The 22,089-nt window shown below is 69.1% G+C and carries 20 protein-coding genes and 1 pseudogene; 7 read left to right on the top strand and 14 right to left on the bottom strand.

Annotated elements, in window-relative coordinates; translation table 11 throughout:
• Nucleotides 1-73 precede the first annotated feature (73 nt).
• From ACZ4WS_RS18690 to ACZ4WS_RS18680, 3 genes are all read left to right on the top strand, one after another.
• The gene (locus ACZ4WS_RS18690; protein ID WP_467981639.1) at nt 74-1,354 is read left to right on the top strand and encodes a helix-turn-helix domain-containing protein; all 1,281 of its coding nucleotides are present in this window, start codon (nt 74-76) and stop codon (nt 1,352-1,354) included.
• Nucleotides 1,355-1,425: 71 nt separating this feature from the next.
• Entirely contained in the window at nt 1,426-2,328 is a 903-nt protein-coding gene (locus tag ACZ4WS_RS18685) for an SAM-dependent methyltransferase (RefSeq protein ID WP_467981637.1), read from the top strand.
• Nucleotides 2,329-2,713: 385 nt separating this feature from the next.
• A complete protein-coding gene (locus ACZ4WS_RS18680; RefSeq protein WP_467981636.1) occupies nt 2,714-3,925 on the top strand; it encodes an aminotransferase-like domain-containing protein in 1,212 nt (403 codons plus the stop codon).
• 13 nt (nt 3,926-3,938) lie between these two features.
• On the opposite strand, the gene ACZ4WS_RS18675 is transcribed toward ACZ4WS_RS18680, so the two are convergent.
• Complete coding sequence (locus ACZ4WS_RS18675) at nt 3,939-4,724, bottom strand: DUF4253 domain-containing protein (protein ID WP_467981634.1); 786 nt, start codon at nt 4,722-4,724, stop codon at nt 3,939-3,941.
• Nucleotides 4,725-4,959: 235 nt separating this feature from the next.
• Here ACZ4WS_RS18675 and ACZ4WS_RS18670 point away from each other — a divergent pair, with 235 nt between their 5' ends.
• The gene (locus ACZ4WS_RS18670) at nt 4,960-6,225 is read left to right on the top strand and encodes an outer membrane protein assembly factor BamB family protein (RefSeq protein ID WP_467981632.1); all 1,266 of its coding nucleotides are present in this window, start codon (nt 4,960-4,962) and stop codon (nt 6,223-6,225) included.
• 5 nt (nt 6,226-6,230) lie between these two features.
• Here ACZ4WS_RS18670 and ACZ4WS_RS18665 read toward each other — a convergent pair whose 3' ends face one another.
• From ACZ4WS_RS18665 to ACZ4WS_RS18650, 4 genes and pseudogenes are all read right to left on the bottom strand, one after another.
• On the bottom strand, nt 6,231-6,413 hold the full coding sequence (locus ACZ4WS_RS18665) for a DUF397 domain-containing protein (RefSeq protein ID WP_467981630.1): 183 nt from the start codon (nt 6,411-6,413) through the stop codon (nt 6,231-6,233).
• Nucleotides 6,410-6,775: pseudogene (locus ACZ4WS_RS18660) on the bottom strand (DUF5753 domain-containing protein); the annotation flags it as partial. The pseudogene ACZ4WS_RS18660 and the gene ACZ4WS_RS18665, both read right to left, overlap by 4 nt.
• Before the next feature lie 282 nt (nt 6,776-7,057).
• Nucleotides 7,058-7,786 (bottom strand): SDR family oxidoreductase, encoded by a 729-nt coding sequence (locus ACZ4WS_RS18655; RefSeq protein ID WP_467981629.1) that lies wholly within the window; start codon nt 7,784-7,786, stop codon nt 7,058-7,060.
• Between the two features lie 99 nt (nt 7,787-7,885).
• Nucleotides 7,886-8,554 carry a nitroreductase gene (locus ACZ4WS_RS18650; RefSeq protein ID WP_467981627.1) on the bottom strand — a complete coding sequence of 223 codons (669 nt, stop codon included), beginning with the start codon at nt 8,552-8,554 and terminating at the stop codon, nt 7,886-7,888.
• Between the two features lie 148 nt (nt 8,555-8,702).
• Here ACZ4WS_RS18650 and ACZ4WS_RS18645 point away from each other — a divergent pair, with 148 nt between their 5' ends.
• Complete coding sequence (locus tag ACZ4WS_RS18645) at nt 8,703-9,353, top strand: FMN-dependent NADH-azoreductase (RefSeq protein WP_467981625.1); 651 nt, start codon at nt 8,703-8,705, stop codon at nt 9,351-9,353.
• A gap of 42 nt (nt 9,354-9,395) precedes the next feature.
• On the opposite strand, the gene ACZ4WS_RS18640 is transcribed toward ACZ4WS_RS18645, so the two are convergent.
• Nucleotides 9,396-9,848, bottom strand: a complete 453-nt coding sequence (locus ACZ4WS_RS18640) for a MarR family winged helix-turn-helix transcriptional regulator (RefSeq protein ID WP_467981623.1) — start codon at nt 9,846-9,848, stop codon at nt 9,396-9,398.
• 261 nt (nt 9,849-10,109) lie between these two features.
• On the bottom strand, nt 10,110-11,870 hold the full coding sequence (gene argS, locus ACZ4WS_RS18635; protein WP_467981621.1) for an arginine--tRNA ligase: 1,761 nt from the start codon (nt 11,868-11,870) through the stop codon (nt 10,110-10,112).
• A 153-nt stretch (nt 11,871-12,023) separates the two neighbouring features.
• Here argS and lysS point away from each other — a divergent pair, with 153 nt between their 5' ends.
• Complete coding sequence (gene lysS / locus ACZ4WS_RS18630; RefSeq protein ID WP_467981706.1) at nt 12,024-13,796, top strand: lysine--tRNA ligase; 1,773 nt, start codon at nt 12,024-12,026, stop codon at nt 13,794-13,796.
• A gap of 66 nt (nt 13,797-13,862) precedes the next feature.
• On the opposite strand, the gene ACZ4WS_RS18625 is transcribed toward lysS, so the two are convergent.
• The 3 genes from ACZ4WS_RS18625 to ACZ4WS_RS18615 all read right to left on the bottom strand — a co-directional run bounded on the left by ACZ4WS_RS18625 (nt 13,863) and on the right by ACZ4WS_RS18615 (nt 17,297).
• Nucleotides 13,863-15,227, bottom strand: a complete 1,365-nt coding sequence (locus ACZ4WS_RS18625; protein WP_467981619.1) for a DUF2637 domain-containing protein — start codon at nt 15,225-15,227, stop codon at nt 13,863-13,865.
• Between the two features lie 177 nt (nt 15,228-15,404).
• A complete protein-coding gene (locus ACZ4WS_RS18620) occupies nt 15,405-16,295 on the bottom strand; it encodes a DUF3558 family protein (protein ID WP_467981617.1) in 891 nt (296 codons plus the stop codon).
• A 147-nt stretch (nt 16,296-16,442) separates the two neighbouring features.
• The gene (locus ACZ4WS_RS18615) at nt 16,443-17,297 is read right to left on the bottom strand and encodes a DUF3558 domain-containing protein (RefSeq protein WP_467981615.1); all 855 of its coding nucleotides are present in this window, start codon (nt 17,295-17,297) and stop codon (nt 16,443-16,445) included.
• 222 nt (nt 17,298-17,519) lie between these two features.
• On the opposite strand from ACZ4WS_RS18615, the gene ACZ4WS_RS18610 reads away from it, so the two are divergent.
• The gene (locus tag ACZ4WS_RS18610; RefSeq protein ID WP_467981704.1) at nt 17,520-18,713 is read left to right on the top strand and encodes an RtcB family protein; all 1,194 of its coding nucleotides are present in this window, start codon (nt 17,520-17,522) and stop codon (nt 18,711-18,713) included.
• A 48-nt stretch (nt 18,714-18,761) separates the two neighbouring features.
• Here the strand turns inward: ACZ4WS_RS18610 and ACZ4WS_RS18605 are convergent, their stop codons facing one another.
• The 4 genes from ACZ4WS_RS18605 to ACZ4WS_RS18590 form a co-directional block, all read right to left on the bottom strand.
• Nucleotides 18,762-19,628 carry a hypothetical protein gene (locus tag ACZ4WS_RS18605; RefSeq protein WP_467981613.1) on the bottom strand — a complete coding sequence of 289 codons (867 nt, stop codon included), beginning with the start codon at nt 19,626-19,628 and terminating at the stop codon, nt 18,762-18,764.
• A 144-nt stretch (nt 19,629-19,772) separates the two neighbouring features.
• Complete coding sequence (locus ACZ4WS_RS18600) at nt 19,773-21,038, bottom strand: GNAT family N-acetyltransferase (protein WP_467981611.1); 1,266 nt, start codon at nt 21,036-21,038, stop codon at nt 19,773-19,775.
• 48 nt (nt 21,039-21,086) lie between these two features.
• A complete protein-coding gene (locus ACZ4WS_RS18595) occupies nt 21,087-21,302 on the bottom strand; it encodes a hypothetical protein (protein ID WP_467981609.1) in 216 nt (71 codons plus the stop codon).
• Nucleotides 21,302-22,081, bottom strand: coding sequence for an SDR family NAD(P)-dependent oxidoreductase (locus tag ACZ4WS_RS18590; RefSeq protein WP_467981607.1), 780 nt, complete (start codon nt 22,079-22,081; stop codon nt 21,302-21,304). The genes ACZ4WS_RS18595 and ACZ4WS_RS18590 overlap by 1 nt, the downstream gene beginning before the upstream one ends.
• Nucleotides 22,082-22,089 lie beyond the last annotated feature (8 nt).

Below are 22,089 nucleotides of genomic sequence, written 5' to 3'. Positions count from 1 at the left end.
ATCCGTCCCGGCCGCCACGGTTGCCGGGGTATTCGGGACGCCGGAACGGTCGTACGGGGTCTGACCTGGGGGAATGGCATCCCCCTGGAACGCGGTCCGGGACGCGGGGGGTGGAGGAACGGTGGCGGGGGACGAGTTCGCGGGGCTGCTGCGGGAGCTGAAGGAGCGGTCCGGACTCAGCTACGGGGTGCTCGGCAAGCGGCTGCATGTGAGTGCGTCGACGCTGCATCGGTACGTCAACGGGGATGCCGTACCGGCGGATTACGCGCCCGTGGAACGGCTCGCGCGGCTGTGCAAGGCGACTCCGGAGGAGCTGGTGGAGCTTCACCGGAGGTGGGTGCGGGCCGATGCTCTGCGTGGGCAGAAGGGGGTGCGGGCGGAGGCCGTGGCGGAGGCTGAGGCCGTTCCTATGGGTGACGCCGGTGTTCCCGATGTTCCCGTGGGGGAGGCGGAGACCTCGCCGGTGTCTCGGCGTCGGCGTACGGTCGTTGTCGCCGGTGCGGCCGTGGCTGCCGCTGTCGTGTCCGCCGCGCTCGTCGTGAACCTCGTACCCGGTGGGGGCGAGGAGCAGGACAAGGGGCAGGGCAAGGGGCAGTCCGTGGGGGCTGCCGCGTCCGTCGGCGGTACCCCCGATGGCACCAGGACGCCTGATGCCGCGCGCACGTCGCCTTCGGCGTCCGCCCCGCGCGGCGGCAGCCCGACGGCGTCCGCCTCCCGGAGCCGGGCGGAAGCGACGCGGGAGCCGGCCGCCGGTGCCACCGCGCCCGCCGTCGTCACCAACCCGTACAAGTACGAAGATCCGTGCAGCCAGCACTACTTGGTGAACCGGAAGCCCGCGCAGGTGCCTCCGCCGCCGAGTGAGCAGTACGCGCGCGGGTGGGTCACCGCGCTCGGCGGGGTCGCGGGCAAGGACCAGTTCCTCGCGCTGACCGTGCAGGGCACCGGGAAGGCGACCGTCGTACTGGAGGCGCTGCATGTGCGGGTGGTGCAGAAGGGGGCGCCGCTCGCGTGGAACGACTACGCGATGGGCGTGGGCTGCGGCGGCGGTGTGTCCACGAAGTCCTTCGACGTGGACCTCGACGCCGGGCTGCCGGACGTCACGCCGAAGGACGGGCAGCGGGACTTCCCGTACAAGGTGAGCGAGTCCGACCCCGAGGTCTTCTATGTGACGGCGCACGCGCAGGCACACGACGTGAGCTGGTATCTGGAGCTGGACTGGTCCAGCGGGAGCCGGCACGGGACGGTGCGGATCGACGACCGGGGGAAGCTGTTCCGGACGAGCGGGAACGCGGGGCGGCCGGCGTACGACTATCCGCTGGGCGGGAGCGAGTGGGAGACCGCTCCCGACGACTAGGGCACTATCAAGTCCCCCTGGGAGTTAGGTTGTTGCCTGTTGAATAATGCGACTCTCCAGGGAGATGCTTTATGCCCGGTGATGCTCTCGGCCAGGACCCCGCCGAGCTGAGCAGGAGGATCGACACCACCAAGGCGCACCCGGCACGCGTCTACGACGTCTTCCTCGGGGGCAGGGACAACTACCCGGTCGACCGTGAGGCGGCCGCCGCGGCGCTCGCCGCGAATCCACGGGGCTACCTCGACGTCCGGCACAACCGTGACTTCCTGCGCCGGGCCGTCACCACCCTGACCCGGGAGGGCGGCATCCGCCAGTTCCTCGACGTCGGCACCGGTCTGCCGACGCAGGAGAACGTCCATCAGATCGCCCAGCGCATCACTCCCGACGCACGGGTCGTGTACGTCGACAACGACCCGGTGGTTCTCGCGCACGCGCGCACGCTGCTCACCAGTGGGCCCGAGGGCCGCACGGACTACATCGACGCGGACCTGACGCAGCCCGCGCAGATCCTCGAACGGGCCACCAAGACCCTCGACTTCGACCAGCCGATCGCCCTCGCGCTCGTCGCGGTGCTGCACTTCGTCGAGGACGCGGACGCGTACCCGATCGTGCGCGAACTCGTCGCCGCGCTGCCCTCCGGCAGCCGACTCGTCCTCAGCCACCTCACCGAGGACCTCAACCCCGAGAACGTCCGCGCGGTCCAACGGACGTACACCGAACGCGGCTTCACCTTCGTGCTGCGCTCCAAGGCGGAGGTCGAGCGCTTCTTCACGGACAACGGCCTGGAGTTGGACGAGCCGGGCGTCGTCCCCGCCCACCGCTGGCGCCCCGACGGCGCGGCCCCGGCCCCCGAAGAGGCCGATCCCGCCTACATCGCGGCCCTCGACGACATCGAGAAGGTCCGCTACCGCGACATCAATGACGTCACGGACGCGGACATCAATGTGTACGCCGCGACGGCCGTCAAGCGCTAGCCGACGGTTGCGAACCACGTCTCGGCGAGGGCGTCGAGACGTGGTTCCCAGTCGGCTCCCGGCCATCGCCTCACCGTATTTCGGCCGCACGGCAGAGGCGCGTGTGAAGTCCTGGCGACAGGGACTCGAACGTTGTTCGGGAAGCCCTGGTGTCCCGGGGGCATGGCACCCGTCTTCGAGCACGCGGACAGACTCTTCGCGCTGCTGAACAGACTCGTCCGCCGCCCGAAGTAGGGGGAAATCCCCGAGGGGAGCGGCGACCACGACGGCACATCCACGAGCGTGCTCAGCGGGCTCTGTCCGTATCGCGAAATGACGGGTGTAGGCGGCACGTACGTGCCTAGGGTGCGGATACGAGCCGCCGCATGGACCAGGAGCCGTCACCGTGACCGTCACCGATTCCGCACCCGCAACCGCCCCCGTGCCCCCGCTCGCCGCACGGGCCACCGCGATCGGCGGTTCACCGGTACGGGACATCCTCGCGGTGACCGCGCGGCCCGAGGTGATCAACTTCGCGGGTGGGCTGCCCGCGCCTGAGCTGTTCGACGTGGAGGGGATCGCCGCCGCGTACCGGGATGTGCTGGCGGAGGTGCCCGAGCGGGCGCTGCAGTACTCGTCGACCGAGGGGGAGCCGGGGCTGCGGGCCGCGCTCGCGGAGCGCACCAGCGCACGCGGGCTGGTCACCGCGGCCGACGACCTCCTTGTCACCACCGGCTCGCAGCAGGCCCTGTCGCTCCTCGCCACCGCCCTGCTGGAGCCCGGCGACACCGTGCTCGTCGAAAGTCCCTGCTATCTGGCGGCACTTCAGGCCTTCGCCTTCGCCGGGGCGCGGATCGTCCCCGTGCCCGGCGACGATGACGGAATCGATCCGGACGCCCTCGACGCGCTGGTGATACGCGAGCGGCCCAAGCTGCTCTACACCGTGCCCACCTTCCGGAACCCGACGGGCCGCACGATGCCGGCCGCGCGCCGCGCCGCCGTCGCCTCCGTGGCCACCCGGCGCGGGCTGTGGATCGTCGAGGACGACCCGTACGGAGAGCTCCGCTTCGAGGGGGAGCGGGTGCCGTGGATCGCCTCGTACGGCGCCGAGGACCGTACCGTCCTGCTCGGGAGCTTCTCGAAGGTCATGGCGCCCGGCATGCGCCTGGGCTGGCTGCGCGCGCCCGGCGCCCTGCGCCGCGCCTGCGCCGTCGCCAAGCAGGCCGCCGACCTGCACACCCCGACCATCAACCAGCTCGCCGCCGCACGGTACTTGGCCGACCGGGACCTGGACGCGCATGTGGCGCGGGTCGCGGGCGTGTACCGCGAGCGGCGCGACGCCATGCTCGCCGGGATCGCGGACGCCCTTCCGGCCGGGTCCACCTGGACCCGGCCCGAGGGCGGCATGTTCCTCTGGGCACGCCTGCCCGATGCGTACGACACCACGGCCCTGCTCCGGCACGTCGTGGACCAGGACGTGGCGTACGTCCCCGGTGCGCCCTTCTACGCGGGCGAGCCCGACCGCGCGACCCTGCGGCTCTGCTTCGTCACGCAGACCCCGGACGAGATCGGGGAAGGTCTGCGGAGGCTGGGACGGGGGCTCGGGCTGGGGGCGTAGTACGGGCGGCCGGTCAGTCCCACCAGAAGGACCACACGCGTTCGCCGATGAGCTGACCGGCGTACGTGTCCAGGGCTCCGGGGCCTTGCAGGACGTTGTCCGGGCAGAACGCGAAGTGTTCGGCGGCCACCGCCTCCGCCTCCGCGAGCGCGGTGGGCGGGGCGGCCACGGACAGGACCAGGACGTCGAAGCCGAGCGCCACGACCCGTATGCCGAAGCGGTCCTCCCAGGAGCGGAGGACCGCGCAGAGACGCGCGGTGTCGCTGTCATGGCTCGCCGGGCCCGGCCAGCCGACGGCGGCGGGGACATCCGCGCTGCGGCGTGCGGGCACCAGGGCGAGGTGCGGGTCCTTGAACCAGGAACGGCCCTCGCCCGCCAGGGAGTCGGCGACCTGAGCGGCGCGCGCGTCCGGATCGGCGGTGAGGGCGGGGCCGGCGGCCAGTCCCGGCCACTCCTCGCCGTCCGCCGCGCACTCCTCCCAGAACTCCGCGAGCACCTCCTCGGCGTCGTGATCCCCCGCGTACGACATCTCCGCGGGCGTCAACTCCCAGTCCTGCGGCCCGCCCTGGCTGCCGCCCAGGTCGACGAGGACCGGGAGCAGCCCCGCGCGCCCCGCGGGCCCGCCGAGCGCCGTCCAGCTGCCGGGGGCGGCGGACCGCTCGGCGTGCCACAGCAACGGCTCGTGCCACGGACCGTCGTCCGTCGCGTCGATCAGCCTCCCGGGCGGGAGTTGAAGCCCGAGGGAACGCCCGCTCGGGTCGGCCGCCAGCTTGGGCAGCGGGTTGGGAAGAGTCGCCATGCCGCCGACTGTATGGGCAGCCACTGACATGTGGTGGGGGCACCCCTTTGGGACCTCTGGGAGTGTGGTGAAAGCGGTCGCCGGGCCCGGCTCCCGATGTCATGCTTTCGCCGTGGTCTCGCCATGATCCCGCCATCATCCCGCCGGGTCTTTGGATGATCCCGAATCATCCTGAGACCACTGGCGACTTCACGACTTCACGACTTCACCCGGGGGTGCTCGAATGCGTCGCGAAATGGCGCGTACGGCTCGGATGTTGGCGTCCGCCGGCGTCGCGCTGAGTCTGCTCACGGCCTGCTGGGGCGGCGGCTCCGGTGAGGACAGCGGCGACGAACAGGGCGGAACATCGAGCGGGGAGCCGAGTTCCGCCGCACCGGCTGCCAAGGCCTACGACCCGCCCCTCAAGTTCGAGAAGTCGGCCGAGGCCACCTTCGCCGCCGACGTCAGCGAGGGCCGCTCGTCCGTCCGGCTCGACGGAACCACCGCGTACGCGGGCTCGCACGACGAGCTCAGGGCCGTGAGCGTGCTCGACGGCGAGACGCGGTGGACCCTGAAGCCGCAGGGCCGGCCCAGCGCGGACACCGACGACGGCACCGACCACGTGTTCCGGCCGGCCTTCGGCCAGATCGACGGGCAGCGCGCGGTGCTGGCCGCGTTCCCGGTGACCGTACCCGGCTCGGGCACCACGCCCGACCGTCCCCGCGTCGAACTCACCGCCGCGGCCGTCGACTCCGGCAAGCGGCTCTGGTCGGTCACGGTCCACCGGCCCGAGGGCCAGGAGGAGGGGGACCCGTACCTCGTCGGCATCGACGGTACGAGCGCCGCCCTCCGGTTCGGCGACGACACGGACGCCGTGAGCCTCGGCTTCGACCTCGGCACCCGCAAGGTCACCTGGACGGCCAAGGGCTTCGCCGCGGACTTCGTCGACGGCGGCGTGGCCGTCGGACGCGGCGACAGGAGCGTCTACGGGCTCTCGCTTCGCGACGGCAAGAAGGCGTGGACCTACATGGACCGGCTCAACGAGGCGACCCTGACGCCGGTGGGCGGCGGCCTGTTCACGGCGGTGGTGCGCGCACCCTACGAGGACGAGTCGCGGATCGCGGCCCTGCTGGCCTCGTCCACGGGCAAGCCCCCGATCGCCCTCGGCGCCCGCACGCTGGGCGACCCCACCGACCTGTCCTGCTCCTACGACGAACGCATCACCATCGTCTGCACGGTCACCAAGGACTTCGACCAGCGACTGATCGCGATCGACACCAAGACCCGCAAGGTGTTGTGGACGATCTCCGGAGACGACAAGACCCGGCTGATGCCGGACGTCTCCGCCGTCTGGCACGGAGCCATCTACGGCTCCACCGAGAACGGCCCGGTCGTCCTCGACGCCCGCACCGGCGAGGACAAGTCCACGACGCCCGGCCTGACCCCGTTCGCGGTGAACGGGTACGCGGGCCTGGACACGAACTCCCAGGGGGAGATCCAGGTCCATCGTGCGGTGGGCTGAGACGGTTACTTGAGGGAGGTGGTGAAGGCGGTCCAGGCCTCGGGCGAGGTGGTGAAGGTGGGGCCGTCTTCGGGGGTGTTCTTGGAGTCGCGGATGTGGATGGCGTGGGGGCAGGTGGCGATCTCTACGCACTGGCCGCCCTCGTCGCCGCTGTAGGTCGACTTGAACCACTCAAGTGCGGTGCTCATTCATCTCCAAGCAAACGGTCGAGCAGGCCCTTGGACTCCTGCGGGGACAGGGCCTGTGACCGCAGCATCGCGTACTTGCGCGCCAGGATGGACACCTCGTCGGGGTCCGATACCCATTGGCTCCCGCGCTGACTCTCGGTATACGCAAGCTGCAGATGGTCGGGTGTTTCCAGGAGGGTGAAAGGGCCGTTCAGCCCGGCATGCGACGGGGTGTTCACCGGAAGGAACTGGAGTGCCAGACCCGGAAGTTCGGCCCGCTCACGCAGGTTGCGGAGCTGGTCTCGGCGAGGGCACGGGCCGCCCACACCGATGCGGAGCACTGGCTCCCACACGATGAAGCCCATCGTCGGCGGACACTTGCGCACACGGCGAACGACGACGCCTCCGACACCACCCACACCTCCGGCAACACCGGCGACTTCGATGCCTTCGCCGCCCGGCACCCGGCGCTCCCTCGACAAACGCCTCCTCACTCGCTTCTACCGGCCCGCAACCCTCGCGAGCACCGGCTGGGTCGAACCGGACCTCTCCCCTTTCCCCTGGCGGTAAGCCGGGCGGCCTTTCGGTCACTTCGCAGGCGAGGGGTGCACTAGTACTGCAACCGCTGTGTCGGCGGCGGCCAGGGGTGTGAGGGCGCGAGCGAGTCAGGAGAGCCAGTCGGTGTAGCGGGTGGGGGCGAGGTGGGCCTGCTTGTCGGTGAGGACGTCACCCTTGACGGCGGCGAACATGCCCGCGGTGGGGTCGGTGACGACGGTACGGCCGTCGGACTTGTGGGACAGGGTGATCCGGCCCAGCTCGTCCAGGGGGAAGATCTCCGGGCCGCCGATGTTGCGAATGCCATTCAGCGGGGTGCCCGCGGCGACCTCCGTCACCGCGGTGGCCACATCCTTGGCGGCGATCGGCTGGATCGGCGTGGCGGGCAACCGGACGGTGGCGCCGTCGGCGGTCCAGGACAGGACGGCGTCCATGAACTCCATGAACTGGGTCGCCCGGACGATCGAGTAGGGGATCGGCCCGGCCGCGAGGATCTTCTCCTGGAGCGCCTTGGCCTGGTAGTAGTCCAGCTCCGGCACCTGGTCCGTGCCGACGATCGAGAGGATGACGAAGTGGCCGACGCCGCCCTTCTGGGCCGCGGCCAGAAGGTTGTCCATCGAGGTCTGGAAGAAGGCCGGGGAGGCTTCGTCGAAGGTCGGGGAGTTCGTCAGGTTGACGACGACGTCGGCTCCCGCCACCGCCTCGTCCAGTCCCTGACCGCTGATGACGTCGACTCCGGTGGACTGCGAGTGCGGTACCGCCTCGTGCCCCGCGGCGTTCAGATTCTTGACGACCTGCGACCCGATCAGCCCGGTACCGCCGATGACTGCGAACTTCATGTCATGCCTTTCGTCGATCGTATGTCTGGAATATTGCATATGAACCACTATGTGGGCGCGACAAGAAACGGCGCCTTGATCGGCTGAGGGTGGGCGGTGTCAGTAGCCGTCGACGAACGTGACCGTCTCGTCGAGCGGCGCCCGGCCCGTACGGGCGTCACCCACCGTGACGTCCTCGAACCCGATCGACATGCCGCAGAAGAGGATGAGCTCGTCCGGGGGTGACAGGACCTCCGCGACGCTCTTGCGAAACTTCGCCCACGCCATCTGCGTGCAACTGTGCAGCCCTTCGGCGCGGAGCAGCAGCATGACGGTCTGCAGATACATGCCGACGTCGGACCATTGGGCCGGGCCCAGGTCGCGGTCGATGTAGCAGAACAGGGCGGCGGGCGCGCCGAAACACTCCCAGTTCGCGGAAGCGGCCCTCTGGCGCGCCTCCAGGTCCTCGCGCGGAATGCCGAGTGCGCCGTAGCGCTGCTCACCGAAGGCGGATCGGCGCTCGCGGTACGGGGACTTCAGTGCGGGCGGGTACTGCTCGTACTCCGGCTCGTCCCAGGGGTCGCCTGCGGCCAGGCGCTCGCCGGCGCGCTTCTTGAGCTCGGCCAGCGGTGCGCCGGTCAGCACGTAGGCGTGCCACGGCTGGAGGTTCGAGGCGGACGGCGCCCAAGCCGCGGCGGACAGTACGCGCTCCAGAACCTCCCTCGGGACATGCCGGTCGGTGAATCCGCGCACCGCCCGTCGGCTCGTGACCGCCTCATAGACGTCCAAGATTGCCTACCTCCCACCTGCTCGACGTGGCTGCCTCCGTTACATACGAGATAGTATCACTCGATACCATCTCGTGTGAAACTATCGTCGAGTACGAATCGTCTGCCCTTGGTTTCCCGCCTCGGGCACCGCAATTTGGAGAAAGCCCATGGCCACGCTGCTGCACATCGACTCGTCCGTGTTCCCCGGCGAGGCGTCCTCGTCCCGTTCGGTCGCGGACGCCTTCCGCAAGGCCTGGGAGGAACAGCACCCGCAGGGCACGGTCATCTACCGCGACCTCGCCGCCAACCCTGTCCCGCACATCACCGCCGACGCCTGGTCCGCCGGTTACGCCGCCCCGTCCGAGCGCACCCCGGGGCAGTCCGCCGCGTTCGCCGCGCGCGTGAAGCTCATCGAGGAGCTGGAGCAGGCGGACGCCGTCCTGATCGGCGCCCCCATGTACAACTACTCGATCCCGTCGACCCTCAAGGCGTGGCTGGACAACGTGCTCCTGCTCGGCCGCACCGCGGGCGAGACCCCCTCCGCCCAGGGCACCCCGGTCATCGTCGTCGCCAGCCGCGGCGGCTCCTACGCGCCGGGCACCCCGCGCGAGTGCTACGAGTTCGTACAGAACTACCTGGAGGCCGTCCTCAAGGGCACCCTCGGCCTGGACCTCGACTTCATCGTCCCGGAACTCACCATGGCCCCCCGTAACCCGGCCATGTCTGAACTGGTCCCCCTCTACGAGGCCTCCCGCAAGCGCGCCTTCGAGGACGCGACCACCAAGGCCAAGGAACTCACGGAGCGCCTGGCCGCGTAACCCCCGGGCCACGGGCGCCGTGTGACGCCTCTACCCGGGACGTCACACGGCGTCGTCGCCGCCTGCGGGATGGGCAAACCGGGTCAGCAGATCCGTCAGCTGCTCGGGCTCGCCGGGCCCCAGTTCGCCAACCAGACGCTCAGCCAGCGGCTCCGCCGCCACATGAGCTGCATCGAAAAGCTCGACGCCCTGAGGCGTGATCTCCACTGCCCGCACCCGCCGGTCCCCCGGAACGCTCTTGCGTACGGCCAGCCCCCTACGCTCCAGGTCGTCCACGACCCGCATGATTCCCGCCTTGTCCGACCCCGTCGCCGTCACCAAGTCCCGCTGCACCGTGGGCCCGCGGTCGACCAGCACGATCAGCACAGCAAAATGCCGCAACTCGACGCCGAGCGGCCGAAGCGCCTCCTCCATCACCGCGGCCGCGCGCCAGTGCGCCCGGCGCAGCAGCAAGCCGAGAGCGAAAGGCGAGGCATCCCCGGGGCGGTCGGTCACACGCGAGGGGGTGGTTCTGTGAGGAACATCGGCGGCCATGAGGCCACATTACAGCCATCTATTCGTTCGATACGGTCTCATCTGAAACTAAATGCGGCTACGTGCCGCTCACGGCCTTCCGTGCGAACAGGGATGCCCTCGCAGCGAGTTGATGGCATGCAAAACGCCCGGCCGGGAAACCCCGGCCGGGCGTTCTGCAATCACGTCACGTCAGCGACGTACGGGCATCGGCGACGTACGGACATCAGCCACGCACGGACATCACAGGCGCTCAGGCGTCCTGATCCCCAGCAGCGCCATGCCCTGGTGCAGCGTGCGGGCCGTGAGGTCGCACAGGAACAGGCGGTTCTCGACCTGCGCCGGGGTGTCCGCCTTCAGGACCGGGCACTCCGAGTAGAACGTCGTGTAGAGGGACGCCAGCTGGTAGAGGTACGCCGCCAGCTTGTGCGGGGCGTACTCGTCGGCGACCTCCGCGACCGTCTCCGCGAAGCGGTCCAGGTGCAGGCCCAACTCCCGCTCCGCCGGAGCCAGTTCGAGGTCCGGGTGGGCGGCCGGGCGGACCTCGCCCGCCTTGCGGAGGATCGACTGGATACGGGCGTACGCGTACTGGAGGTACACGCTCGTGTCGCCGTTCAGCGACACCATCTGGTCCAGGTCGAACTTGTAGTCGCGGTTCGCGGACGTCGACAGGTCGGCGTACTTCACCGCGCCGATGCCGACCTGGGTGCCCCGCTCGGCGATCTCGTCCTCGGAGAGGTCCTGCGCCTTCTCCCGCACGACGGCCGAGGCCCGCTCGATCGCCTCGTCCAGCAGATCCACCAGCCGGACCGTCTCGCCCTCACGCGTCTTGAACGGCTTGCCGTCCTTGCCGAGGACCGTGCCGAAGGCGAGCTGGTGGGCCTTCACGTCGTCGCTCAGCCAGCCCGCCCTGCGTGCGGTCTCGAAGACCATCTTGAAGTGCAGGGACTGGCGGGCGTCCACGACGTAGATCAGGCTGTTCGCCTTCAGGTTGAAGACACGGTCACGGATCGCGGACAGGTCCGTCGCCGCGTAGCCGTAGCCACCGTCCGACTTCTTCACGATCAGCGGGACCGGGTTGCCGTCCGGGCCCTTGACGTCGTCGAAGAACACGCAGAGCGCGCCGTCGGAGCGGACCGCCACGCCCGACTCCTCCAGGAGGCGGCACGTCTCGTCCAGCATGTCGTTGTAGCCGGACTCGCCGACCACGTCCGCGTCGCGGATGTCCATGTCCAGCTTGTCGAAGACCGAGTAGAAGTAGATCTTCGACTCGTTCACGAACAGCTGCCAGAGCGCGAGCGTCTCGTCGTCGCCCGCCTGGAGGTCCACCACCCGGCGCCGTGCCCGGGTCTTGAACTCCTCGTCGGAGTCGAAGACCACCCGCGCGGCCTTGTACAGGCGGTTCAGGTTCGACATGGCCTCCTCGCCGGAGACCTCGCCGCCCTTGTGGTCCAGCTCGTGCGGGTGCTCGATCAGGTACTGGATGAGCATGCCGAACTGGGTGCCCCAGTCGCCGATGTGGTGCCTGCGGACGACGTTCTCGCCCGTGAACTCCAGGATCTGCACCACCGCGTCGCCGATCACCGCCGACCGCAGATGGCCTACGTGCATCTCCTTCGCCACATTCGGCTGCGCGTAGTCGATCACCGTGGTGCCCGGGTGCTCCGCGAGGGGCACGCCGAGGCGCTCGCCGTCCGCGTACCGCTCCGCCAGGTTCTCGGTGATCGCCTTGTCGGTGATCGTGATGTTCAGGAAGCCGGGCCCGGAGACCTCGATGTCCTTGATCACGTCACCCGACTCGACCTGGGCCACGACCTGGGTCGCCAGCTCGCGCGGGTTCGCCTTCGCCTTCTTCGCCAGCGCCAGGATCCCGTTGGCCTGGAAGTCGGCCCGGTCGCTTCGTCGCAGCAGCGGGTCCGCGGAACCGGCCTCCGGCAGGGCTGCCAAGAGGGCGTCCGCGAGGCGCTGATGGACGGAAGCGGTGAGGGACGTGACCGAGGCCATGGAGTGGCTGCCGTTCTGCTCGGGTTCCGGAGTTCCTGGCTGTGACAGCCAGGAAAGCCCAGTATCCCATGCACTGAAAAGCCGTTTTCGCGGTTCAGGCCCGAGCTGGGAGAATGGTGCGGTCAGCGGTACTGGCGTATGAGAAAGAAGGACGTGCCGATCGTGGCTCAGAGCACCGAGACCACCGACTGGGTCTCCCGTTACGCGGATGAGGTCATCGAGGAGTCGGAGCGGCGTGCGCCTGGCAAACCGGTCGTCGTCGCGTCCGGACTCTCCCCCTCCGGCCCGATCCACCTCGGCAACCTCCGCGAGGTCATGACCCCGCACCTCGTCGCCGACGAGATCCGCCGGCGCGGGTACACCGTGCGCCACCTGCTCTCCTGGGACGACTACGACCGCTACCGCAAGGTCCCGGCCGGCGTCCCCGGCATCGACGAGTCCTGGGCCGAGCACATCGGCAAGCCGCTGACCTCCGTACCGGCCCCGAAGGGCTCGGCGTACCCGAACTGGGCCGAGCACTTCAAGGCCGCGATGGTCGAGGCGCTGGCCGAGCTCGGCGTCGAGTACGACGGGATCAGCCAGACGGAGCAGTACACCTCGGGCGTCTACCGCGACCAGGTCCTGTTCGCGATGAAGCACCGCGGAGACATCGACGCGATCCTCGACCAGTACCGGACCAAGAAGGCCCCCGCCAAGAAGCAGCAGGGCCAGAAGCCGGTCGACGAGGCCGAGCTCGAAGCCGCCGAGGGCTCCGGTGCGGCCGCCGAGGACGACGGCAGCTCTGTGGCCGGGTACTTCCCGTACAAGCCGTACTGCGGCCAGTGCGAGAAGGACCTCACCACCGTCACGGCGTACGACGACGACACCACCGAGCTGACGTACACCTGCTCCGCCTGCGGCTTCTCCGAGACCGTCCGGCTGAGCGAGTTCAACCGCGGCAAGCTGGTCTGGAAGGTCGACTGGCCGATGCGCTGGGCCTACGAGGGCGTCATCTTCGAGCCGAGCGGTGTCGACCACTCGTCTCCGGGGTCCAGCTTCCAGGTCGGCGGGCAGATCGTCGGGATCTTCGACGGCAAGCAGCCGATCGGCCCGATGTACGCCTTCGTCGGCATCAGCGGCATGGCCAAGATGTCCAGCAGCAAGGGCGGAGTGCCCACCCCGGCCGACGCGCTCCAGATCATGGAACCGCAGCTGCTGCGCTGGCTGTACGCCCGCCGCCGTCCCAACCAGTCGTTCAAGATCGCCTTCGACCAGGAGATCCAGCGGCTGTACGACGAGTGGGACAAGCTCGCGGGCAAGGTCGCTGGGGGCACCTCCCAGGCTTTCGGCTCTGGGGGAGGGTCCGTGCTCCCGGCCGACGCCGCCGCGCACGCGCGTGCGGTGGGGACGGCGGCCGGGGAGCTGCCCAAGACCCCGCGCCCGATGCCGTACCGCACCCTCGCCTCCGTCGCCGACATCACCGCGGGCCACCAGGACCAGGCCCTGCGGATCCTCAGCGAACTCGACCCCGAGAACCCGCTCACCTCCCTGGACGAGGTCCGGCCCCGGCTCGACAAGGCCGAGACCTGGATCAACACGCAGGTCCCGGCCGAGGAGCGCACCGTCGTCCGCGACGAGCCCGACGTCGAGCTCCTCAAGTCCCTCGACGACCAGGGCCGCGAATCGCTGCGGCTGCTGCTCGACGGGCTGGAGGAGAACTGGTCCCTGGACGGCCTCACCCACCTCGTCTACGGCGTCCCCAAGGTCCAGGCCGGCTTCCCCGCCGACGCCACCGCCAAGGAACTCCCGCCGGAGATCAAGGTCGCCCAGCGCACCTTCTTCGCACTGCTCTACCACCTGCTCGTCGGGCGCGACACGGGTCCGCGGCTGCCCACGCTGCTGCTCGCGGTCGGGCAGGACCGGGTCAGGAAGCTGCTCGGCGCGTAGCGGCTTCGGTTGTACGTGAAGGGGGCGCCCGGTGATCACCGGGCGCCCCCCTTCACGCACGCACACTCACGCGATGTGGTCCTCCTGCAGCTCCGCGTTCAGGCGGTTCTGGAAGCGGCCCATGTAACGCTTGAGGGTGCTGTCGCTGAGAGCGACACCGTACGCGGCCTCGATGTTCGCGCCGAACTCCCGGGTCGTCGGAAGACCCTGGCCGTTTATCGACTGCCGGAACACCTGGTAGTACGCGTCCTCACGGGACATGTCGTCCGGCAGCGTCAGCTCGTCACGCGGGCCCGGGATGGGCAGCTGCTCCGGCTCCGGGGCGCCGCCCTCGCCCAGCTGACGCGTGCGGCCGGGGCCCGCCGGGATAGGGAAGCTCCCCGTCTCCTCCGGGCCGGGCTCGTATGCCTGCGCCTGCTGATCCTCGTACCACTGCTGGTACTGCTCTTCAGGGACGTACGTGGGGTCGTAGCCGCCCTCGTAGAGGATCTCCTGGGGCGTCTGAGCGGAGAACCAGGGGCTCGAATCCGGCTGCTGTTCCGCCTGCGGTTGCCACTGTTCCTGCACGTATCCCAGCTGCTCCGGGAGCTGGTTGCCGTCAGGGGCAGGGTGCTGCTCGCTTTGAGGCGCCGCTTGCTGCGGGACGGGCGCCGCCCCAGCCTCACGACTGCCCGCAACCGGGGCGGCCGGCGCCTCCAGCTCCAGCTCCGGCTGGCGCGGTGCCGGAGGAAGCAGCGCCGGCTCTATGCCCGCCGCCGCCAGGCCCGAAGGAGCCGTCTCCGCCAGCGGTACGCCGTACCGCGCCAGGCGCAGCGGCATCAGGGACTCGACCGGGGCCTTGCGGCGCCAGGCGCGGCCGAAGCGGGCGTGGAGGCGGGCCTGGTAGACGAGACGCTCCTGCTCCAGCTTGATGACCTGCTCGTAGGAGCGCAGCTCCCACAGCTTCATACGGCGCCAGAGGAGGAAGGTCGGGATCGGCGAGAGCACCCAGCGGGTGAGTCGGACGCCCTCCATGTGCTTGTCGGCCGTGATGTCGGCGATCCGGCCGATCGCGTGCCGGGCCGCCTCGACCGAGACGACGAAGAGGATCGGAATGACGGCGTGCATGCCGACACCCAGCGGGTCCGGCCAGGCCGCCGCGCCGTTGAACGCGATCGTCGCGACCGTCAGCAGCCACGCCGTCTGGCGCAGCAGCGGGAAGGGGATGCGGATCCAGGTCAGCAGCAGATCCAGGGCGAGCAGCACACAGATGCCCGCGTCGATGCCGATCGGGAAGACGTACGCGAAGTTCCCGAAGCCCTTCTTGAGGGCAAGCTCGCGCACGGCCGCGTACGAACCGGCGAAACCGATCCCCGCGATGACGAGCGCACCGGCGACGACCACGCCGATGAGAATCCGGTGCATCCGTGTGAGCTGAATGGGCGCGGACACCCGTACTCCCCTCCCCTTGCGTGTTGTTCCTTGCTTGTTGTTGCGCGCAACAGGGTGGCACATGTGTGCGGCGCTCGGGCGGGCGGTACGGCAGGAGCCCGGTCCCTGAGGGGGCCGGACTCCTGCAAATGGCTTGGCAGGGCTACGAGTTGAGCCGCAGACCGGGCCGGATGCGTTCTAGCTCTTCGTCGTCGCCGACTTCGAGGGTGTCGCGCTCTTGGAAGCCGACGGGGAGGCACTCTTGGACGCGCTCTTCGTGGCGCTCTTGGACGGCGACGCCGACTTCGAGGCGGAGGCCGACTTCGACGGGGAGGCGCTCGCCCGGCCGCCTCCGTCCTGGTTCGCGGCGGACACCGCGGCCACCGCCTCCTTCGCGGCCTTCTCCGCCGCCTTCAGCAGGTCGGTGGCGGACGGGGTCTTCTCGCCCGCCAGACCGGCGCCGTTGTAGTCGAGCGTGACGACGACGTTCTCGACGCGGGTCACGATCGTCTGCTGCTTGAAGGCGCCTTCCTTCTTCTTCAGGTCATAGCGCACGGCCGTCGCCTCGTCGCCCGTCCCGGCGACCGGCTCCGACTTCGTGTTCTTCGCACCCGTCGCCGACTGGGCGCCCGAGACCTGCTTCTCGAAATAGGTGTGCGCGAGCTGGTTGCCCTCGCCGCGCGAATTCGAGTCGAAACGCAGCAGGGCCACGTTCAGCCAGCGGAACTGAGAGCCCTTCACACCGTTGTTGTCGAGGCTGCTCCAGTAGCAGTTGCCGCGCGTCGCCACATCGTCCGACTTGCCTTCCTTGCCGGACTTGGCACCCTTCGGGACGAGTTCGCCCAGCGTCTTCTTCGACAACACCGAGCAGGGCTCGGGCAGCTTCGCGTACGCGGCCGCCTTCACGGCGTTCGCCGACGCGCTCGCCGACGCATTCGCGTCCGGACTCCCGCTCGTCTTCGCATCGTCACCGGAGCCTGAATCCGAGGAACAGCCGGCTGCGACGAGCATCACCGGGACGGCGGCTGCGCTGACAAGGATGCGGGTGAGTCGCGGTGCTCGGCCTACTCGCTGTACTGGTCGGTGCATGGTTCCTTCACTCGTGGCGCTCGTGTGGCGGCCGCACATGGGACGTGCGACCGGTCGGGTCCGAGGGGCCACGGTACGCGGTGAGGCGCGTGAGCGGTTCCGGTTCGAGGGGTTCGTGCGAGGAGCCCGGACGGCCCCCCGGGCCCGCTAGCCGTTCAGCGTCTCGGCGAGCTTCTGGGCCAGTTTCCGGGCCCTGTCCTGCATTTCCTTGCTGTCCGGAGCATCGGTCGACGCGGTCGGCTGCTCGGCGTACTCGATCGTCACGATCACATTCGACGTGCGGAACACCACAGTCACCGTGCGCTGCTGGGCCGTAGAGGAGGCGGAGCTCAGCTTGTCGTTCAAGAACGCCTCGTCGCCGAGACCGTCAAGGGTGCGGGGCTGCAGGGCGGCGGGCGTTTCGCTCGCACCGGCGGAGGCGGAGGGGGTCGCGCTCGCGCTGGCGGAGGGGTCCGGCGTGGTGGTGCTGGAGCCCGCGCTGTCCGTGCTGCTGCTGGTGGCGGTGGTGGCGGTGGTGGCGGTGGTGGCGGTGGTGTCGGTGGTGTCGGCGGGCTCGGGAAGGTCGGCCGCCGTCTCCTTGCCCGCGTAAAGGTCCTCGGCCTTGCTGTCGTCGCTCACCGTGTTGTCGTACGAGACCACGCGCTCGAAGTCGACGAGCAGGTGATCGGTGGCGGTCGTCGACTCCACCTTCCAGCGGCAGCCGACGCGCCGGTCGGTGTCGTACGTGAGCGTGGCCTCGCCCAAGTACGCCTTCTCGCGCGTCCCCTCGTCGGCGATCTGCCTGATGCCGGGCAGAAGCGAGTCGAGGCTGTCGTGGCCGACCGCACCGCAGGCCTCCGGGAGCGTGCGGTACTTGCCCGGCTGGGCGGCCGGTGCCGTCGTACCGGAGTCGGTCCCCTTGGAGTCGTCCGCCGCGCCGCCGCTTCCCGAACCGCCCGTGCAGCCCGCGAGCAGCGCCGCGAGGAGCGCGGCGACGCCGGGTACGTACGCCTTCCGCTGCACGGTGAGGCTCCTCTCGACGCTTCCCGACGGCTTGCGGCCGGGAAGTCCTGTGGTTCCGTGGTTCTGTCCTGTGCTTATTCAGTTGCCGCGTGGGGGCGGCCCCTGGAGACAATGTGTATCGCACGCACAGCCGTGGGCGCCGGTCCGTTGTCCCAAACGTCGACCTTGGCGCCGGTTTTGCGATTTACGACTTCTGTTGCTTTCCGGGGGAATGAGGACGATATGTCGTACGTAGAGGTACCGGGGGCGAAGGTCCCCATCCGCATGTGGACCGACCCCGCGTCGGTCGAGGACGTCGCGCTGCGCCAGCTGCAGAACGTGGCGACCCTGCCGTGGATCAAGGGGCTCGCTGTCATGCCCGACGTCCATTACGGGAAGGGTGCGACCGTCGGGTCCGTCATTGCCATGCGGGATGCGGTGTGTCCGGCGGCGGTGGGGGTGGACATCGGGTGTGGGATGTCTGCCGTCAAGACGTCGCTCACTGCTAATGATCTGCCGGGGGATCTTTCGCGGCTTCGGTCGAAGATCGAGGAAGCCATTCCGGTGGGGCGGGGGATGCATGAGTCGCCGGTGGGGCCGGGGCGGTTTCATGGGATGGCTACGAGTGGGTGGGATGAGTTCTGGGGGCGGTTTGATGGGATTGCTGATGCTGTGAAGTTCCGGCGGGAGCGGGCGGCTTTGCAGATGGGGACGCTCGGAGCCGGCAACCACTACATCGAACTTTTGTTCGATTCTGACGGGTCGGTGTGGCTCACACTTCATTCCGGTTCTCGGAACATCGGCAAGGAACTGGCCGAGTACCACATCGGTGTGGCCCAGAAGCTCCCGCACAACCAGGGCCTGGTCGACCGTGACCTCGCGGTCTTCGTCGCGGACACCCCGCAGATGGCCGCGTACCGCAACGACCTGTTCTGGGCGCAGGAGTACGCGAAGCACAACCGCACGATCATGATGGCGCTCCTCAAGGACGTGATCCGCAAGGAGTTCAAGAAGGCGAAGCCGACCTTCGAGCCGGAGATCAGCGCTCATCACAATTACGTAGCCGAGGAACGGTACGACGGTATGGATCTGCTGGTGACCCGTAAGGGGGCGATCCGTGCGGGGGCTGGGGAATACGGGATCATCCCCGGCTCGATGGGCACCAGCTCGTACATCGTGAAGGGCCTTGGCAACGAGAAGGCCTTCAACTCGGCCTCGCACGGGGCGGGTCGGCGCATGAGCCGGAACGCGGCGAAGCGTCGCTTCACGACGAAGGACCTGGAGGAGCAGACGCGGGGCGTCGAGTGCCGGAAGGACTCGGGTGTCGTGGATGAGATCCCGGGTGCGTACAAGCCGATCGAGCAAGTCATGGAGCAGCAGCGCGACCTCGTGGAGGTCGTGGCGAAGCTGAAGCAGTTTGTCTGTGTGAAGGGCTAGTCATTGCGATGGGTGCGGCGGTCTTGCACCGCACCCATCGTGAGCTGCTCAGTCCGGGAGCGGCACCAGGCCGTGGGTCAGCTTCCAGCGGCGGACTTGGCAGGCGCTCTGGGAGCGGTTCAAATCGGCGGCGGCCTGCGCCAGAGTCGGTGCCTTGAGCAGAATCCTGTCTTCATCTCGCATCCACCGAATACGAGGGGGCCGGACTTCCATTCCTGCAGGACGGACCCATGACCCCAGAGACTTGGCGCTGGTCTGTTTGCGCTCCAGCGATAGACAGCCCGGGTAGTAGAGGTGGGTGCTCAGTTCCTGGGCCGCCTCCTTCGTGTAGAGGATGTTGTAGACCCCGTCACGGGCGTTGCGCTTGATGATGCGCTCGGCTCCCGTGATCTTCCTGGCGTAGAAGCACAGGTACGCGCCGATGGCTGTGCTGGCCGTGGTCAGGGAGATGAAGGGGAAGCCCTGGCTCGTGTAGCCCACCGAACCGTCGGCATCGATGACGCCTCGGAGGTAGTCGCGGCGTGAGAACTCGACGTGCGGCGGCGTGATCTTCTTCGACTTGCGGCCGTATGGCAGGCCGAGTTGGTTGAGTCTGGTCCTGGCTTCGAGGGCGCACAAACTCCAGGTTGCAGAGTGGGCGTTCTTGGCGAAGTTCGTGGACCTGACTCGTTCGGTAATGCTGCTGTTGTACGGCGTCAGCCGTTGGAACTCGCGCAGGATCCCAATGTCCCGCGCATTGATCTCGACGGTCAGACGCCCCTTCTGGCCCGGCCCCTTCGCGAGATGCCCGTCGGCCTGCAAGAAGCCGAACATGTAGGCGTAATTGGGGTCCTCGAGGTCCATGAACCCCGTCGTGTCGACGCCGAGGGCGTCGTCCAGGGTGAATTGGTGAGCGTTAGGCTCGCAGTCAGCCACAGGGAAGCCTCACTTCCGTGCTGGTCAGGCCCTCGGCCGGGATTGCCGTCCCGGCCGAGGGCCGTCGTATTTGATGTTGTGGCGCGAGCCTAGATCGGGAGTTCGGTCACCGTATGGGCGATCTATCTGGTTCACCCTTGTGGGTTATTGGAGGCGCTTCTCCAGGAGTGTCACCGCGTACGGGCTCCCCAGGCCGCCGTCCTTTGCGGACTGTTCGCCGACGACTGTGTAGCCCGCTGCCTGGTAGTACTCGCGCAGGCGGGGGTTGGTGGAGAGGCAGTCCAGGCGGGCGAGGGGGCGGCCGGAGGCTGCGATGCGGTGTTCTGCTTCTGCCAGCAGGCGGAGGCCTGTGCCGGGTGGGGCCGCTCGGCGGTCCGTCATCAGGCGGTGGATGTAGGCGGCGGTGGGGGGTTGGGGGCCCCAGGCGGCCGGGTCGGACCACCAGAGTTCCCAGGCGCCGACCACCTGCTCGCCCAGGTGGGCCAGCCAGACTTCGCCCTCCTGGAGGCGGGTGCGGAAGTGGGGCTCGCCCAGCTGGCCGGGCTTCCACTGGTCGATGCCATGGGCGATCTGCCAGTGGGCCGCTCCGTCGCGGAGGCGGACCAGGGTGGACAGGTCGTCCTCGGTCGCCTTGCGGAAGGTCAGGGGCGCGGGGGGTTCGAGGAGGGCTGCGCGGAGGGACTCCGTGAAGGTGGTGTCCAGGCCGAGGGTGTCCGTGACGTAGGCCTGTATCGAGCCGTAGCGGGCCTTCAGGGACGAGATGAACCGGGTCATGATCTCGGCGGGGGCCCGGCCGTAGGACGGCCACGTCAGGGTGCGGTCCGGGTTCGTCGCGTGCCAGTCCGCCACCAGGTGCGCTGTCGCCTGTTCCGTGAGGGTGAAGTCCTCGACGATCGTGCGCTCCGGGACGCCCAGGAGGGCGAGGACCAGGGCCGCCACCAAGCCCGTGCGGTCCTTGCCCGAGGCGCAGTGGAAGACGAGGGGGCTGCCGGAGTCGGCTGCCTCCGCGATCAGCTCCAGGGTTTCGCGGATTTCCTTTGTGCCGTCCTCCGCCACCTCCAGGTAGCGGGCGGCCAGGTACGGGCCGGGGGCGACGGACGGCTCCAGCGCCGCCTGGTCGTACGGGCGGTGCTCGATGCTCTCGTTGCGGTACGTGAGGGAGGGGTGCTCGGGGACTCGGCCCTTGGCGTCGATCTCCCAGGGGTGGCGGAGGTCCACCACCGTGCGGATACCGAGGGACAGGAAGCGGTCCCAGTCCTCTGTCTCCGGTGCCAGTTTGGACAGTGAGTCCGACCGGAACAGGAGGTCCCGGCGGACCGTCCTGCCGTCCTCGGTCGCGTATCCGCCCAGGTCGCGGAAGTTGTGCAGTCGCTCGAAAGGTATGTGTCTGCTCGTGTTCGCTCTGGTCACATCGCGGGAGCGTACGTCGGCACTACGTCCGACGTACGCCGTTCGCGATCACTTCGCGTGCATCACCGCGTAGATCATCACGAACGCCACGATGTGGATGCCGAAGAGGAAGTAGGCCAGGTAGTACCAGACGAAGCGCTCGCGCTTCTTCTCCAGGGCCAGGCGCTGCTTCTCGCCATCGGCTGCCGGTGCCGAAGTTGGTGCTGGTGTCGGTGCCGGGTTCGGTGCCGAGTTCGGGTCCTGTTCGGGCGCCCGCTCCGTCATCACGACTCCCTGTGGACCTTCGTGTTCGACGCCTGCGCGCGGGGGCGGACGACGAGGAGGTCGATGTTGACGTGGCTGGGGCGGGTGATCGCCCAGGTGATGGTGTCGGCCACGTCGTCGGCGGTCAGGGGGGCCGTCACGCCCGCGTAGACCTTCGCCGCCTTGTCCGTGTCGCCGCCGAAGCGGGTCAGCGCGAACTCGTCGGTCTTGACCATGCCGGGCGCGATCTCGATGACGCGGACGGGCGTGCCGACGATCTCCAGGCGCAGGGTCTCGGCGAGGACGTGCTCGGCGTGCTTGGCGGCGACGTAGCCACCGCCGCCCTCGTACGTGCCGTGGCCCGCGGTGGAGGAGAGCACGACGACCGTTCCGTCGCCGCTCGCGGTGAGGGCGGGGAGGAGGGCCTGGGTGACGTTCAGGGTGCCGATGACGTTCGTCTCGTACATCTGGCGCCAGTCGGCGGGGTCGCCGGTCGCGATCGAGTCGGCGCCCAGTGCGCCGCCCGCGTTGTTGACCAGGACGCCGATCGTCTTGAAGGCTGACGCGAACTCGTCGACCGCGGTGCGGTCCGTGACGTCCAGCGCGTACGCCGTCGCCTGGTGGCCCGCCGCGTTGATCTCCTCCGCCAGCGCCTCGATGCGGTCCTTGCGGCGGGCGGTGAGTACGACGCGGTAGCCGGCTGCGGCGAGCTGCCGGGCCGTCGCCGCGCCGATGCCGCTGCTCGCGCCGGTGACGACGGCGATGCGGGAGGGGGCGGAGGGCGCGGCCGGCGCGGTCATGTGTGCTC

This window comes from Streptomyces sp. NPDC029292 (assembly GCF_055569295.1).
The sequence above is the reverse complement of the archived record's forward strand: the minus strand, read 5'-3'. Positions and strand labels throughout refer to the sequence as shown.